This is a genomic window from Noviherbaspirillum phoenicis (assembly GCF_047237965.1).
Classification (GTDB): domain Bacteria; phylum Pseudomonadota; class Gammaproteobacteria; order Burkholderiales; family Burkholderiaceae_D; genus Noviherbaspirillum_A.
On record NZ_JBDFLX010000005.1, the window covers coordinates 27548 to 42819 of the forward strand.

General features: G+C 65.1%; 12 protein-coding genes. 11 read left to right on the forward strand and 1 reads right to left on the reverse strand.

The genetic code is table 11. The annotated features are described in order from the left end of the window. The first annotated feature begins 319 nt into the window (after positions 1 to 319). Positions 320 to 2845, forward strand: coding sequence for an ankyrin repeat domain-containing protein (locus ABC383_RS25740; RefSeq protein WP_413018541.1), 2526 nt, complete (start codon positions 320 to 322; stop codon positions 2843 to 2845). Between the two features lie 131 nt (positions 2846 to 2976). Here ABC383_RS25740 and ABC383_RS25745 read toward each other — a convergent pair whose 3' ends face one another. Further along, positions 2977 to 4233 (reverse strand): MFS transporter, encoded by a 1257-nt coding sequence (locus ABC383_RS25745; protein WP_413018543.1) that lies wholly within the window; start codon positions 4231 to 4233, stop codon positions 2977 to 2979. A gap of 285 nt (positions 4234 to 4518) precedes the next feature. Here ABC383_RS25745 and ABC383_RS25750 point away from each other — a divergent pair, with 285 nt between their 5' ends. From ABC383_RS25750 to ABC383_RS25795, 10 genes are all read left to right on the forward strand, one after another. Next, positions 4519 to 5517 carry a Bug family tripartite tricarboxylate transporter substrate binding protein gene (locus ABC383_RS25750; protein ID WP_413018545.1) on the forward strand — a complete coding sequence of 333 codons (999 nt, stop codon included), beginning with the start codon at positions 4519 to 4521 and terminating at the stop codon, positions 5515 to 5517. A 144-nt stretch (positions 5518 to 5661) separates the two neighbouring features. Continuing rightward, positions 5662 to 6144: a tripartite tricarboxylate transporter TctB family protein gene (locus tag ABC383_RS25755; protein WP_413018547.1), complete on the forward strand. Its 483-nt coding sequence runs from the start codon at positions 5662 to 5664 to the stop codon at positions 6142 to 6144. A 30-nt stretch (positions 6145 to 6174) separates the two neighbouring features. Further along, the gene (locus ABC383_RS25760; protein ID WP_413018549.1) at positions 6175 to 7692 is read left to right on the forward strand and encodes a tripartite tricarboxylate transporter permease; all 1518 of its coding nucleotides are present in this window, start codon (positions 6175 to 6177) and stop codon (positions 7690 to 7692) included. A 21-nt stretch (positions 7693 to 7713) separates the two neighbouring features. Further along, positions 7714 to 8412, forward strand: coding sequence for a GntR family transcriptional regulator (locus ABC383_RS25765; protein ID WP_413018551.1), 699 nt, complete (start codon positions 7714 to 7716; stop codon positions 8410 to 8412). A gap of 30 nt (positions 8413 to 8442) precedes the next feature. Continuing rightward, a complete protein-coding gene (locus tag ABC383_RS25770) occupies positions 8443 to 9219 on the forward strand; it encodes an enoyl-CoA hydratase/isomerase family protein (RefSeq protein ID WP_413018553.1) in 777 nt (258 codons plus the stop codon). Between the two features lie 107 nt (positions 9220 to 9326). Next, positions 9327 to 10547, forward strand: coding sequence for a CaiB/BaiF CoA transferase family protein (locus ABC383_RS25775; RefSeq protein WP_413018555.1), 1221 nt, complete (start codon positions 9327 to 9329; stop codon positions 10545 to 10547). Positions 10548 to 10563: 16 nt separating this feature from the next. Next, positions 10564 to 11781 (forward strand): MFS transporter, encoded by a 1218-nt coding sequence (locus ABC383_RS25780; protein WP_413018557.1) that lies wholly within the window; start codon positions 10564 to 10566, stop codon positions 11779 to 11781. Between the two features lie 167 nt (positions 11782 to 11948). Beyond that, entirely contained in the window at positions 11949 to 12977 is a 1029-nt protein-coding gene (locus ABC383_RS25785; RefSeq protein WP_413018559.1) for a tripartite tricarboxylate transporter substrate binding protein, read from the forward strand. Positions 12978 to 13054: 77 nt separating this feature from the next. Continuing rightward, the gene (locus tag ABC383_RS25790) at positions 13055 to 13573 is read left to right on the forward strand and encodes a tripartite tricarboxylate transporter TctB family protein (protein ID WP_413018561.1); all 519 of its coding nucleotides are present in this window, start codon (positions 13055 to 13057) and stop codon (positions 13571 to 13573) included. An 11-nt stretch (positions 13574 to 13584) separates the two neighbouring features. Next, positions 13585 to 15084: a tripartite tricarboxylate transporter permease gene (locus ABC383_RS25795; protein WP_413018563.1), complete on the forward strand. Its 1500-nt coding sequence runs from the start codon at positions 13585 to 13587 to the stop codon at positions 15082 to 15084. Positions 15085 to 15272 lie beyond the last annotated feature (188 nt).

Below are 15272 nucleotides of genomic sequence, written 5' to 3' on the forward strand. Positions count from 1 at the left end.
GCATCAATTACAGGCAATGGACTAGCTACGCCCAAGCCGGCGCGGTTCCGGAAAAACCTAAACCAGGCGCGCCTCAGGCTCTACGGCTGATCATGCTTTCAACAAACACCTGCCGGATGCACAGTCGTGGATGGCGGCAGGCTGACAGGAGCCGCAGCAATGCCGCCTCGCGTCTGGTGTGGCCCGGCCGGTAGCCAGCACTGGGGTGGCGTCCGATAAGGGCGCCGGCACATTATTTCGCCGCTCGTTACCTAGCCGCCCCATCCACCCGGCCGGTCTTGCGATCCAGGCCCGCCACAACATCGAGAGGCCAACAGCGATGCAAGCCACCACAGCCACGTCCAATAAATCCGCCAATGCCCACGCAGCCGGGACGCAACAAGCACCCTCATCCGCCAGCACCCAGGCCGGCAAGCCGGCGCTGCGCAGCGAGCCAGCGCAGCAAGCGCTGCTGCAGGCGGTGCGGGAGGGCGACACCACCACGATCAAGCGGTTGCTGGCCGCCGGCGAGGTCGACCCGAATGCGATCGACCCCGACACCCGGCTGACGCCGCTGATGGTGGCCGCGAGCCGGGGCGATGACGACGTGGTGTTTCAACTTACCAAGGGAATGCCAGTGACGGACGTGAACCGTCAAAACACGCGCGGCGAGAGCGCGCTGTTGCTTGCGGCGGCAGGCGGCAAGGACGACGTGGTGGCGCTGCTTCTGGAGCGCAAGGGCAATCCGGAGCTATGCAACCACCATGGCCGCACGGCGCTGGCCGAGGCCGCCGCGGGCGGGCACCTGACCACGGCCGGGCTGCTGATCGACAGGGGAGCGCAGGTTGATGGCGGCACGGTACTGGCCAAGCCGCCGCTGGCGCTGGCGGCGCGTCGCGGCAATCTGGCCATGGTGGAACTGCTGCTGGAGAAGAAGGCCAGCGTGCAGATGGCGGACCAGGAGGGCTGGACGGCGCTGAACCATGCGGCGAGCAAAGGGCATGAAGCGGTGTGGGAGCGCCTGCGTGGGGAGGGGCAGGCAGTGGTGGGGGCGGTTGCGCAGGATGGTGGCGCTGCAGGGGCGGTGGCGAGTGGCGGTGGGATGGCAACCAAGGCCAGTAAGACCACAGCCACCACTACCACTACCACTACCACGACCCTCACGACCACGCGTCCGGTATATATCGGATTATCACCAGCGGACTTGGTGGCATTGAATCCTGAGGTGGAGCGGCTTGCCGGGTTGGTGAGGCAAGGGAAACTGGCGCTCTGGATGTATCAGGACAAGGAAACGATGGATGCGATAGCGGTGTTGTTAACGAAGCCGGGTTGCGATGTGGTTGAAATCTGGCTTAATAACGTAGGCGTTGATGGTTTCAGCGCAGCGCTGTGGGAAGCGTTGAAGGTCAATGGCGCGCTCACCACGCTTGTTCTTGGTGGCAACGAGATCGGCACTGCCGGAGCGCACTCGCTGTCAGAGGTGCTGAAGATCAATGGCACGCTCACCACGCTTAATCTTCATTGCAACGAGATCGGCACTGCCGGAGCGCACTCGCTGTCAGAGGCGCTGAGGATCAATGGCACGCTCACCACGCTTGATCTTCATTGCAACGAGATCGGCACTGCCGGAGCGCACTCGCTGTCAGAGGTGCTGAGGATCAATGGCACGCTCACCGCGCTTAATCTTTATAGCAACGAGATCGGCGCTGCCGGAGCGCACTCGCTGTCAGAGGGGCTGAAGGTCAATAGCGCGCTCACCACGCTTGATCTTGGGTCGAACGAGATCGGCGCTGCTGGAGCGCACTCGCTGTCAGAGGCGCTAAAGATCAATGGCGCGCTCACCACGCTTAATCTTTATAGCAACCAGATCGGCGCTGCCGGAGCGCATTCGCTGTCAGAGGCGCTGAAGGTCAATGGCGCGCTCACCACGCTTGATCTTGAGTCGAACGAGATCGGCAATGCCGGAGCGCACTCGCTGTCAGAGGTGCTGAAGGTCAATGGCGCGCTCACCACGCTTGTTCTTCATTACAACGAGATCGGCAATGCTGGAGCGCACTCGCTGTCAGAGGTGCTGAAGGTCAATGGCGCGCTCACCACGCTTGTTCTTCATTACAACGAGATCGGCAATGCTGGAGCGCACTCGCTGTCAGAGGTGCTGAAGGTCAATGGCGCGCTCACCACGCTTGTTCTTCATTACAACGAGATCGGCAATGCTGGAGCGCACTCGCTGTCAGAGGCGCTGAAGGTCAATGACGCGCTCACCACGCTTGATCTCGGGCGGAACGAGATCGGCGCTGCCGGAGCGCATTCGCTGTCAGAGGCGCTGAAGGTCAATGGCGCGCTCACCATGCTTAATCTTGATTGCAACGAGATCGGCACTGCCGGAGCGCACTCGCTGTCAGAGGTGCTGAAGGTCAATGGCACGCTCACCACGCTTGATCTTGGGTTGAACGAGATCGGCAATGCTGGAGCGCACTCGCTGTCAGAGGCGCTGAAGATCAATGGCGCGCTCACCGCGCTTAATCTTTATAGCAACGAGATCGGCGCTGCCGGAGCGCACTCGCTGTCAGAGGCGCTGAAGGTCAATGGCGCGCTCACCACGCTTGATCTTAGTGACAACGAGATCGGTGCTGCCGGAGCGCACTCGCTGTCAGAGGCGCTGAAGATCAATGGCGCGCTCACCACACTTAATCTTTATAGCAACCAGATCGGCGCTGCCGGAGCGCAATCGCTCTTGGAGGGGCTAAAGATCAATACCAGCCTCGCCAAGCTTTGGTTTGGTAACGACGATGAGATAGACGAAGCTCTACTCGAAACCATCGGTTCCCTGCTGACAAGGAATCAGGAGCGCAAATCAAGAACCTGAGGACCGCCAATGACGCTGCCAGCACACCGCCTGACCTGAAGCGGACCATCCCCTCCCGCCGCGATGCCGTCATCCATCCATGACAGCATCGCCCCCGCCATCGCGTCAGCAACATCCAGCATCCCCCCACCTCAAGCCGCCGCACCCACCCGCGCCAAACGCCACCCCCTGGCCGGCAGGCTGATCGACACCCCGGCGGCAATCAGCAGCAGCACGCCGGCGCTGCCGAAGGCGGGCCAGTGGCTGCCGAAGCGTTCGACGCCCCATCCGCCCAGCCAGGTGCTGAGCATGGCGCCGACCTGGTGCCCGAGGTAGGCCATGCCGTACATCAGGCCGACCAGGCGCACGCCGTAGATGTCGGCCAGGATGGCCGAGGAACTGGCGATGCTGCCGGCCCAGACCAGGCCGCCGATGGCCGCGGCGATGTACAGCTCCCAATGGGTGCCGACCACCAGCAGCGCGAAGAAGCCCAGCCCGCGGATCAGGTAGATGGCGCCGAGGATGTTCCTGCGCGGCAGCCGGTCCGACAGCCGGCCCAGCACCAGCGTGCCGAAGATGGCGACCAGGCCGATGATGCCCACGCCCATGGAGCTGGTCATCGCATCGTAGCCGTGGTCCATCAGCATCGGCACGCCGTGGGTGCCCAAGAGGTTCATGCTGAAGCCGCAGGCAAACAGGCCGAGCACGATCTTCCAGAACGGCGATGTCCAGACCGCCTCGCGAAAGCGCAGGGTGTCCGCGTCCACCGTGCCCGCCGCGCCCGCCATCTGGCGCTGGCGGATCTGCTCCGGCAGCAGGTCGGTGCCGGGCGGCGCTTCCTCACGGATGACGAACAGCGCGGCCGGCACGGTGACCAGCGCGAAGGCGGCGGCGAAGCCGAGCAGAGTGGCCTGCCAGCCGGCCCGCTCGATGAAGAAGGTCAGCAGCGGCGTCATCAGCGCCATGCCGGCCATGGAGCCAGTGGACAGGAAGAACAGGGCCATGCCGCGCTGCCGGGTGAACCATCGGCTGATCACGGGCGTGAGCGCCACCGGGCTGGTGAAGCCCAGGCCGATCGACAGCAGCACGCCGAAGGACAGCAGGAAGCCGACCGGGCCGCGCGCCATCACCGCCCAGACGGAAGACCCGATCACGATGACGGTGCCGATCAGCAGCACGGCGCGGGTGCCGATGCGGCCTACCAGATAACCAGCCACCGGCATGGCCAGGCCATAGCACAGCATGCCGATGGCAATGATGCCGGCCAGCAGGCTGCGGGAAAATCCCAGGTCCTGCGACATCGGCAGGAAGAACGGCCCGATGCCCAGCCGCATGCCGACAGTCAGCAGGGTGAGCAGGGTGGCGGCGGCGACGATGTTCCAGCCGAAGTACCAGCGTTGTTGAGTCATGGCGTAGGGAAAAGGCGCGGACGCCGGAGAGCATCCTGTTTAAAAAGGGCAAGTTAATGCACGAACCGTTCGATATTAGCAATGAATGGCATCGGCAGCCCGCTTCTTTCGCGGAATGCGGCGCCGCTCACCATGCGGCTACCTTGGGTCGCTTTCTTCGCGGAACACATAATTCATAATTTTGAATACAAAATGTAATAGACATTATGCAGAATGTTCGGCAAGATCATGCCCAGACGCCGCTCGATCACGAAGCGGCCCGCCTTGATAAAACATGGAGACTGCATGAAAACCTTTTTGCTGACGGCCGCGGCCGTCGTCTGCGCTTCGTCCGTTCCCGTCATCGCCAATGCGGCGGACTGGCAGCCCACCCGCCCGATCGAATTCATCGCCTCTGCCGGCGCCGGCGGCGGCACCGATGTGTTTGCCCGCACCGTGCAGTCGGCCATCAACAAGAACAAGCTGCTGTCGCAGCCTGTCATCGTCAGCAACAAGGGCGGCGGCAGCGGCGCCGAAGCCTTCGTCTATGCCAAGACCAATGCCAAGGACCCGTACAAGGTCTACTTCGGCACCCAGGACGTGTATCTGCTGCCGATCGGTTCCAAGCTGTCGTATGCGCCATCCGACCTGACGCCAGTGATTTCGATGCTGTTCGACCCCTTCCTGCTGTGGGTCAATCCGGAGTCGGGCATCACCGATGTGGCCAGCTTCATCGAAAAGGGCAAGGCCAGCCCGAACGGCTTCAAGGCCGGCGGCGCCAAGGCCAAGGAAGCCGATGAAACCCTGGTCTCGCTGATCAAGGGCGCCACCGGCATCAACGTGCGCTACGTGCCTTACAAGAGCGGCAGCGAAGTGGCTGGCCAGCTGGCCGGCAAGCACCTGGACTTCAATGTCAACAACCCGGCCGAGAGCATGGAGCAATGGCGTGCCGGCGCGCAGCGTCCGCTGTGCGTGTTCAGCGCCAAGCGCATGCCGGGCAAGGCGGTGGTGGGCGAGGGCAAGTCCTGGGCCGACATCCCGACTTGCAAGGAAGCCGGCCTGAACGTGCGTCCGTTCGAGCAGCCGCGCACCATCTGGCTGGCCGCCAATATGGAGCCGGGCGTGGTCGAGTTCTACAAGGAGCTGTTCCGCAAGGTGACCCAGACGCCGGAATGGAAATCCTATATCGAGCGCTCGGTGACGATCCCGACCGTGATGGCCGACGCCGAACTGCGCTCCTTCATCGCCAACGACAAGACCGGCTACGAAGAGATCTTCAGCCGCAACGGCTGGTCGTCGCATTAAGCCGCTTAAGCCGCATTAAGCCGCGTTAAGCTGCATTAAGTTAAGCACCATGCGGTGCGCGCCTTGGTCGTTAGTAGCGGCGCGCACCGGTACCACCCGCCACTGACAGGCAGCATCGAGCCTGCCCCACCGCACGAGGTTTTTATGTTCAATACGCGCTTTGCCATGGAAGCGGCGACCGCGCTGTTCACGGCCCTGCTGGGCCTGGTCATCTGCGTCGGCTCCGCCAGGCACGGCATTTCCTGGAACGAGCAGGGGCCGGAAGCCGGCTTCTTTCCGTTCTATATCGGCTGCATGGTGCTGATCGGCAGCGCGGTCAACCTGGCGCAGGCCGTGCTGGCCCGGCGCCGGCTGACCGGCCATTTCATCGAGTCCGGCCGGGTGCGCGACGTGGCCGCCTTCTTCGCCGCCATCGTCGTCTTCGCGGTGCTGGTGAGCCTGCTCGGCCTGTACGTGGGCATTGCGCTATACCTGCCGGCCGTCACGCTCTGGAAAGCCAGGCTGCGCCCGGCGCGCGCGGTGCTGCTGGGGCTGGGCGCGGCGCTGTTCTTCTATGTCTGCTTCGAATATGCATTCAAGCTGCCGCTGCCCAAGGGGCCGCTGCTGAACCTGTTCGGCCTCTATTGATGCGCCCGACCAGGCAAGGGAAAGGAAATCATGGGTAATTTTCAATCGCTGATGGATGGCTTCAGTGTCGCGCTGACCTACCAGCATGTATTCATCATGGTGGCCGGCGTGCTGCTGGGCCTGGTGGTGGGCGTGCTGCCCGGCCTGGGCGCGCCCAACGGCGTGTCGCTGCTGCTGCCGCTGACCTTCACGATGGACCCGGTGTCGGCCATCATCCTGCTCACCAGCATGTACTGGGGCGCGCTGTTCGGCGGCTCCACCACCTCCATCCTGTTCAACATTCCCGGCGAGCCGTCGTCGGTGGCCACCACCTTCGACGGCTACCCGATGGCGCAGAGCGGCCAGGCCGGACGGGCGCTGACGCTGGCCTTTGCCTCCGCCGGCTTCGGCGCGCTGGCCGGCGTGCTGGTGATCACCCTGCTGTCGGGCTGGATGGCCGGCTTTGCGATGAAGTTCGGGCCGGCGGAATTCTTCGCGGTCTATTTCATCGCGTTTGCCGGCTTCATCGGCATGTCCAGCGGCGCGCCGTTCAAGACCGTGGTGTCGATGGGCCTGGGCTTCGCGCTGGCCGCGGTCGGCATGGATACCGTCTCCGGCGCTTCTCGCCTGACCTTCGAGTTCGACAACCTGATTGGCGGCATCAGCTTCCTGATCGCGGTGATCGGCCTGTTCGGCTTCGGCGAGCTGCTGCTGACCATCGAGGAGGGCGCGCGGTTCCAGGGCGTGCGCGCCAAGCTGCGTCTGCGCGACATCATGGCGACGCTGGTGGAACTGCCGCGCTACTGGAAGGACCTGCTGCGCAGCAGCGCCATCGGCTGCTGGATGGGCATCACGCCCGGCGGCCCGACCGCGGCGTCCTTCATGAGCTACGGCATTGCGCGCCGCATGTCCGGCAACCGCGACAGCTTCGGCAAGGGCGCGCCGCAGGGCATCGTGTCGCCGGAAACCGCCGACCACTCGGCCGGCTCCTGCGCGCTGCTGCCGATGCTGGCGCTGGGCATTCCCGGCTCGGCCACGGCGGCGGTGATGATGGGCGGCCTGATGATCTGGGGCCTGTCGCCGGGGCCGATGCTGTTTGTCGAGCGGCCCGACTTCGTCTGGGGCCTGATCGCCAGCATGTACATGGGCAATGTGATCGCCGTGGTGCTGGTGCTGGCAACGGTGCCGTTCTTCGCCGCGATGCTGCGCATTCCGTTCAACATCATCGGACCCATCATCGTGGTGGTCTGCCTGACCGGCGCGCTGACGGTGGCCAACAAGGAATTCGACATCTACATGGCGCTGGCCTTCGGCGTGATCGGCTATGTGTTCAAGAAGCTCGACTATCCGCTAGCGCCGCTGGTGCTGGCCATGGTGCTGGGCGACAAGGCCGAGGATGCCTTCCGCCAGGCGATGATTGCGTCCGACGGCTCGATGTCGGTGTTCTGGTCCAATTCGCTGGTGACCACGATGATGCTGGTTGGCCTGGGCTTGCTGAGCCTACCGCTGTTCGGGCTCCTGCGGCGGCGCAAGGCGGCGCCGGCGCCCATGGTCGAACAGTCGGCGTGAAGAGAGGATGAGGAGAACGCAATGGACAATGAACTGGCATCGCAGCGCATCGTGCGCAGCAGCCTGCACGACACCTTGGTCAGCCATCTGCGCGACCTGATCATGCGCGGCGACCTGCGGCCCGGCGACAAGCTGCCCGAGCAGAAGTTGTGCGAGCGCTTCGGCGTGTCGCGGACCCCGATGCGGGAGGCAGTCAAGGTGCTGGCGGCGGAAGGCGTCCTGAAGCTGGTGATCAACCGCGGCGCGGTGGTGGCCGAGACCACGCCGCAGGAAATCGAGGAACTGTTCCCGATCATGGCGGCGCTGGAAGCGGTGGCCGGCGAACAGGCCTGCAGGAACGCCACGCCGGCCCAGGTGGCGCGGCTGCGCGAGTTGCACAAGCAGATGGTGGCGCATTACGAGGCCGGTGAGGAGTCGGCCTACCTGCAGAACAACCGGCTGATCCATGAAGCCATCCTGGAGATGACCTGCAACGCCACGCTGATCGGCATGTACCACCAGCTGCTGACCCGCATCCACTGCATCCGCTTCATCGCGGGCAAGACCGAGGAGCAGTGGAAGAAGGCGCTGGACGAGCATGAGCAGATCGTCGCCGCCCTGGAACAGCGCGACGGCAAGCTGCTGGGCGAGCTGCTGCGGGCGCATGTGCTCGACACTACGGTGCGCATCACCACCGACTACATCAACCGCACGCCGCCGGCGCAGCGGGACGTGGCCTGAGCCACCTGACACGAATAAGGAAACCCAACCATGAGCACCGGACAAGTTCACTTGAGCATCAACGACGGCGTGGCCGCCATCCTGATCGACCGGCCCGCGGCACGCAACGCGATGACCTGGACCATGTATGAACAGCTGGCGGCGCATTGCCGGCAGATCAGCGCCGATCCGTCGGTGCGGGTCGCCACGGTGCGCGGCGCGGGCGGCGAAGCCTTCGTCGCCGGCACCGACATCGAGCAGTTCCTGGCCTTCAAGGGCGGCGAGGACGGCATCGATTACGAGAAGAAGATCGACGCGATGATCGAAGCCATCGAGCGCCTGCCCATGCCCACCGTGGCCATCGTCGAGGGCTGGGCCATCGGCGGCGGGCTGGCTATCTCGGCCGCCTGCGACTTTCGCGTGGCCACGCCCAATGCCTCGTTCGGCGTGCCGATCGCCAGGACGCTGGGCAACTGCCTGTCGATGGCCAACTATGCGCGGGTGGTGGCTTCCTTCGGCGCGCCGCGCGCGCGCCGCATGCTGCTGCTGGCCGATACCGTGGGCGCGCAGGAAGCGCTGGACTGCGGCTTCCTGACCGAGATCGCCGAGCCGGCCGAACTGGAAGCGAAGGCGGCGACGCTGTGCGGGCGGCTCCTGAAGAACGCGCCGGTCACGATGCGCGCTTCCAAGGAAGCGATCCGCCGCATCGTCGCCGCCGGCCTGCCCGATGGCGACGACCTGGTGCGCCTGTGCTACGGCAGCAGCGACTTCCGGGCCGGCGTGGAAGCCTTCATGAACAAGAGCAAGCCGGTCTGGACCGGCGCCTGAGCCGGCAGATACCAGCAGACACAAGCAGACACAAGCAGACACAAGCAGACACAAGCAGACACAAGCGGCGTCACGCCGCAATCGATAACGGAAAGAGGGGAATCAAGATGGCAGGACCACTTAGCGGCATGCGGGTAATCGAACTGGCCCATATCATGTCCGGCCCGGTATGCGGCATGATGCTGGCCGACATGGGCGCCGATGTGATCAAGGTGGAAAAGACCCCGGACGGCGACGACTCGCGCCGCTTCGCCCCGGTGCTGGACTGCGGCGAATCGGCCTCTTTCATGATCGTCAACCGCAACAAGCGCGGCATCGGCCTGAACCTGAAGACCAAGGGCGGCCGCGAGGTGCTGGCGCGCCTTTTGGCCGATGCCGACGTGGTCACCGAGAACTACCGCGGCGGCACGATGGAGAAGTTCGGCCTGGGCTATGAAGAACTGAAGCGCATCAATCCCGGCCTGATCTACTGCTGCATCTCCGGCTTCGGCCGCACCGGCCCCTTCGCCGACAAGGGCGGCTTTGACCTGATCGCGCAGGGCATGAGCGGCCTGATGAGCATGACCGGCGAGGAAGGCCGTCCGCCGATCAAGGCCGGCTCGCCGGTGGCCGACATCAACGCCGGCATCCTGGCCGCGCTGGGCATTGCCGCGGCTTACGCGGAAAAGCTGCGCACCGGCCTGGGCCAGGTGGTGGACACCTCGCTGTTCGAGGCCGGCCTGCAGCAGATGTACTGGCCGGCCGCAAACTACTTCGGCAACGGCACCATCCTGCCCAAGATGGGATCGGCCAATTCCACCAGCACGCCCTACCAGGCATTCCGCTCGAAGGACGGCTGGATCAATATCGGCGCGGCCAACCAGGCCAATTACGAGCGCCTGGTGGAAGTGCTGGACATGCCTGGCCTGGCGGCGGACCCGCGTTTCCGCACCAACCCGGACCGCATGGCCAACCGCGAGGCGCTGGTCGACCTGCTGACCGGGCGGCTGCAGACCCGCACCACCGACGAATGGATGGTGCTGTTCGATGAAGCCGGCCTGCCGGCCGGCCCCGTGCTGGAGATCCCGGACGCGCTGGCGCATCCGCAGGCGCTGGCGCGCGACATGATCGTCGAGACCGAGCATCCCGCGGCCGGCCCGGTCAAGGGCATCGGCCTGCCGATCCGCTTCTCCGGCGGCAAGAGCGACGGCAAGCGTCCCGCGCCGATGCTGGGCGAGCATACCCGCGCCGTGCTGGAAGAGCTGGGCTATTCCGGCGACGAAGTGGCGCAGCTGGTCAGCGACAACGCGGTACTGGTCGGCAAGGCGGCGGCCGGGGCGGCTGCGTGAGCGGCGGGCGGCGCGCATGACGACGCAGCCGCAAGGGGAGCCGGCCTTTCCGCTGGCGGCGGTGATGTACCTGGCGCTGGCCTCCTTCGGCAGCGCGCTGTCGCTGCGGGTGACGGACGCGCAGCTGCCGCGCCTGGCGGCCGAACTCGGCGTGTCGCTGGGCGGCGCTTCCTATGTCGTGACCACCTTTTCCATCGCCTATGGCGTATCGCAGCTGTTCTTCGGGCCGCTGGGCGACCGCCATGGCAAATACCTGGTGGTGGCCTGGGCCTGCATGGCCTGCGCGGCAACCGCGGCGGCCTGCGCGCTGGCGCCGGGTTACCCGACCCTGCTGGCGGCGCGCCTGCTGGCCGGCGCCACCGCCGGCGCCATCATTCCGCTGTCGATGGCGTGGATAGGTGACGTGGTGCCTTACGAGCAGCGGCAGCCGGTGCTGGCGCGTTTTCTTACCGGGCAGATCCTCGGCCTGTCGTCCGGCGTGCTGGTGGGCGGCTTTGCGGCGGACCACATGAGCTGGCGCGTTCCCTTCATCGGCATCGCGCTGCTGTTCGTGGTGATCGGCGCGCTGCTGCTGTCGACCAACCGGCGCCTGCCGGCGTCGGCGCGGCAGACGCGCAGCGCCGACGGTCCGGTGCTGCGCCGGACCATGAGCGAATTCACCGAGGTGCTGAAGAAGCCCTGGGCGCGGGTAGTGCTGCTGACGGTGTTCCTGGAAGGCGCCTTCCTGTACGGCGCCTTTGCCTTCATCGCTTCGCACCTGCACCGGGTGCTGGGCATGTCGCTTTCCTCGGCCGGCACCGTGGTGATGCTGTTCGGCATGGGCGGCCTGGTGTTTGCCGGCAGCGCCAGCCGCGTGGTGGCGGCGCTGGGCGAGTCGGGACTGGCGCGCTGGGGCGGCCTGCTGCTGGCAGGGTCGCTGCTGCTGATCGGCATCGCGCCCAACCTGTGGTGGGCGCTGCCAGGCTGCCTGGCGTCCGGCCTGGGTTTCTACATGCTGCACAACACGCTGCAGATCAACGCCACCCAGATGGCGCCCGAGCGCCGCGGCGCGGCGGTGGCGTCGTTCGCTTCCTGCTTCTACCTGGGGCAGTCTGTCGGGGTGGCGGTGGCGGGCGGACTGGTCGAGCGCAGCGGCACCGCGGCCATCATCCTGATGGGAGCGGCCGGCGTGCTGCTGCTGTCGCAGCATTTCGGCTGGCGTCGCAGCCAGCGGCCGCGCGTGCCGGCGGTCTGATTTGGCTGAATCGGATGCTCTTTGGAAACAAGAAATTGCTTGACTGAGCTGGCATTTCGTATATTGTATTCAAAATGTAATTTCGGCACGGTTCATTGCAGCAGTGCCTGGGTGCAAGAAATTCCATATCAATAAACATACGGCGCAAAGCCGATGAGGAGACAACAGTGCCTGACCGTACCAACCAGTGCTTCATCCCATCCCGTCCCGTCAAGTCGGCCCTGGCGCTGTCGCTGGCCGCCCTGAGCCTGGCTGGCGCCGGCGCGGCGCATGCCTGGGAGCCCACCAAGCCGGTGGAAATCGTCGTCCCGTTCAGCGCCGGCGGCGCCACCGACCAGATGGCGCGCTCGATCCAGGGCATCATCACCAAGCACAAGCTGATGAAGCAGGCCATCGTGGTCCAGAACAAGGCCGGCGCCAGCGGCGCGGAAGGCCTGCTGGACATGAAGGCCTCGACCGGCGACGCCCACAAGATCGTGGCTTCCTCGTCCGGCCTGTACACGGTGCCGCTGGCCACCGGCCTGCCGTTCAACTGGCGCGACCTGACGCCGATCGCGATGGTGGCGCAGGACCAGTTCGTCCTGTGGGTCAACAGCGACACGCCCTACAAGACGGCTGGCGACTACCTGGCCGCGGTGAAGAAGGCGCCGGACACCTTCAAGATGGGCGGCACCAGCTCCAAGCGCGAAGACCACATGATCACCGCGATGATCGAGAAGAAGGCCGGCGTGAAGTTCACCTACATCCCGTACAAGGGCGGCGGCGAGGCGGCAACCCAGCTGTCGGGCAAGCACATCGATTCCAACATCAACAATCCGTCGGAATCGGTCGGCCAGTGGCGCGCCGGGCAGCACCGGGCGCTGTGCCTGTTCTCCGAGACGCGCAGCAGCTACAAGGAAAAGGTCACCGAGACCCAGAGCTGGTCCGACATACCGACCTGCAAGGAGCAGGGCCTGGACGTGGAATACGAGATGGTGCGGGTCTTCCTGCTGCCGGGCAAGGTGCCGGCCGAGGCGGTGAAGTTCTATGAAGACCTGTTCCAGAAAGTGGTGGCCACGCCGGAGTGGAAGGCTTATGTCGAGAAGAACGCATTGAAGCCCACGGTGGCGGTGGGTCCGGCGCTGAAGGACTTCCTGGAAAAGGATGAGAAGGCGCACAAGGAGATCATGGGCTTCGCCGGCTTCATGGCCAAGTAAGCCTGGTTCTTTCGCCGCATGCGCGCTGCGCATGCGGCGCCGCGGTTTTTTTCGCCACCGATTTCATCCCCTACATCATGAGCGCACCACACGACACCCACGCCCCGGCGGACGGGAACGACACCGCCATTACCCGCCGCACGGCCGAGATCGCCGTCGGCATCCTGATCGCCGTGATGGCGGCGGTCGTCATCGTCAGCAATTACCAGCTCGGCGCCGGCTGGGCCAGCGACGGCCCCGAGGCCGGCTACTTCCCGCTGCGCATGGGCGTCATCATCTTCCTTGGCAGCCTGTTCGTGATCTTCCAGGCATGGAAGAAGAAGGACAGCGAGCCCTTCGTCGAAAAGGCGCAGCTGCGCCTGGTGGCAACGGTGCTGCTGCCGCTGATTGCCTATGTGACCGTGCTGCAGCTGACCGGCATCTACGTGGCCTCGGCCATCTTCATCGCTGCCTTCATGCGCTTCGTCGGCAAGTTCGGCTGGCTCAAGTCGGCGCTGGTGGGCCTGGGCATCAGCGGCGCGCTGTTCTGGATCTTTGAAATCATGTTCCAGGTGCCCCTGCCCAAGGGTCCGCTGGAAGCGCTGTTTGGCTACTGACAGGAGTTGCGATGGAAGACTTATCCCTGCTGATGAACGGCTTTGCCACGGTGCTGTCGTGGCAGAACATCGGCCTGATGGCCATCGGCATCCTGCTCGGCATCGTGGTCGGCGTGCTGCCCGGACTGGGCGGCCCCAACGGCGTGGCGATCCTGCTGCCATTGACGTTCACGATGAACCCGACCTCGGCCATCATCCTGCTGTCCTGCATCTACTGGGGCGCGCTGTTCGGCGGCGCGATCACCTCGGTGCTGTTCAACATTCCCGGTGAAGCCTGGTCGGTGGCGACCACTTTCGACGGCTATCCGATGGCCCAGCGCGGGCAGGCCGGCGAGGCGCTGACCAGCGCCTTCACCGGCTCCTTCATCGGCGCGCTGGTGGGCGTGCTGATGATCACCTTCCTTGCGCCGCTGGTGGCCAAGTTCGCGCTGCGCTTCGGTCCGCCCGAATTCTTCGCGGTGTACTTCCTGACCTTCTGCAGCTTCGTCGGCATGGGCAAGGAGCCCAAGGCCAAGATCGTGATCTCGATGTGCATCGGCTTCGTGCTGGCGGCGGTCGGCATGGACACCATTTCCGGCCAGCTGCGCATGACCTTCGGCCTGCCGGTGCTGCTGCGCGGCTTCGACTTCCTGGTGGCCGTGATCGGCCTGTTCGGCATCAGCGAGATCCTGATGACGATGGAGGAAGGCCTGGCCTTCAAGGGCAAGCATGCGGCAATTGACTTGAAGGTGGTGCTGAAGACCTGGGCCGGCATGCCGCGCTTCTTCATGACGCTGCTGCGTTCCTCGGCCATCGGCTGCTGGCTGGGCATCACGCCCGGCGGCGCCACCGCCGCGTCCTTCATGGGCTATGGCGTGGCCAAGAAGTTTTCCCGCAACCCGGAAACCTTCGGCAAGGGCAACGTGGAAGGCGTGCTGGCGCCCGAGACCGCGGCCCACGCGGCCGGCACCAGCGCGCTGCTGCCGATGCTGGCGCTGGGCATTCCCGGCTCGGCCACCGCTGCCGTGCTGCTGGGCGGGCTGATGATCTGGGGCCTGCAGCCGGGGCCGCTGCTGTTCGTCGAGCAGAAGGACTTCGTCTGGGGCCTGATCGCCAGCATGTACCTGGGCAACCTGGCCGGGCTGATCATCGTGCTGGCGTCGGTGCCGCTGTTCGCCGCCATCCTGCGCATTCCGTTCTCCATCATCGCGCCGGCCATCCTGGTGATCTGCGCCATCGGCGCCTTCACGGTGCACAACGCCCAGTTCGACATCTGGCTGATGCTGATCTTCGGCATCATCGGCTATGTGTTCAAGAAGCTCGACTATCCGCTGGCGCCGCTGGTGCTGGCCCTGGTGCTGGGCGACCGTGCTGAGGATGCGTTCCGCCAGAGCATGCTGGCGTCCAAGGGCGGTCTGGGGATCTTCTGGAACAACGGCCTGGTGGGCACCATCATGACGCTGGCGGTGGTCGGCCTGGTCTGGTCGGTGATTGGCGGCCTGCGGGAACGCTACCGTCCGCGCGCTGCCTGAGGCAGGCGGCAGACCCTGAGACGGCGCCTGCGGGCGCCGTTTCTTCATCTGGGCTTTTGCGGTTTAGCCGGCATCGGGCGGCTTGGCGGGATTGGCATTGAAGGAGCGTGCGGGAATTTGTCGAGATTGTTGTTCCGGTCCAGGCGGATGCGGGATATGGGATGGGGTTGGGAGCGGTGGAACGCCGT

What these genes read in the sequence shown, in the direction of transcription:
- ABC383_RS25740 (WP_413018541.1), top strand. Translation starts at nt 320, where the DNA reads ATGCAAGCCACCACAGCCACGTCCAATAAATCCGCCAATGCCCACGCA.
- ABC383_RS25745 (WP_413018543.1), bottom strand. Translation starts at nt 4,233, where the DNA reads ATGACTCAACAACGCTGGTACTTCGGCTGGAACATCGTCGCCGCCGCC.
- ABC383_RS25750 (WP_413018545.1), top strand. Translation starts at nt 4,519, where the DNA reads ATGAAAACCTTTTTGCTGACGGCCGCGGCCGTCGTCTGCGCTTCGTCC.
- ABC383_RS25755 (WP_413018547.1), top strand. Translation starts at nt 5,662, where the DNA reads ATGTTCAATACGCGCTTTGCCATGGAAGCGGCGACCGCGCTGTTCACG.
- ABC383_RS25760 (WP_413018549.1), top strand. Translation starts at nt 6,175, where the DNA reads ATGGGTAATTTTCAATCGCTGATGGATGGCTTCAGTGTCGCGCTGACC.
- ABC383_RS25765 (WP_413018551.1), top strand. Translation starts at nt 7,714, where the DNA reads ATGGACAATGAACTGGCATCGCAGCGCATCGTGCGCAGCAGCCTGCAC.
- ABC383_RS25770 (WP_413018553.1), top strand. Translation starts at nt 8,443, where the DNA reads ATGAGCACCGGACAAGTTCACTTGAGCATCAACGACGGCGTGGCCGCC.
- ABC383_RS25775 (WP_413018555.1), top strand. Translation starts at nt 9,327, where the DNA reads ATGGCAGGACCACTTAGCGGCATGCGGGTAATCGAACTGGCCCATATC.
- ABC383_RS25780 (WP_413018557.1), top strand. Translation starts at nt 10,564, where the DNA reads ATGACGACGCAGCCGCAAGGGGAGCCGGCCTTTCCGCTGGCGGCGGTG.
- ABC383_RS25790 (WP_413018561.1), top strand. Translation starts at nt 13,055, where the DNA reads ATGAGCGCACCACACGACACCCACGCCCCGGCGGACGGGAACGACACC.
- ABC383_RS25795 (WP_413018563.1), top strand. Translation starts at nt 13,585, where the DNA reads ATGGAAGACTTATCCCTGCTGATGAACGGCTTTGCCACGGTGCTGTCG.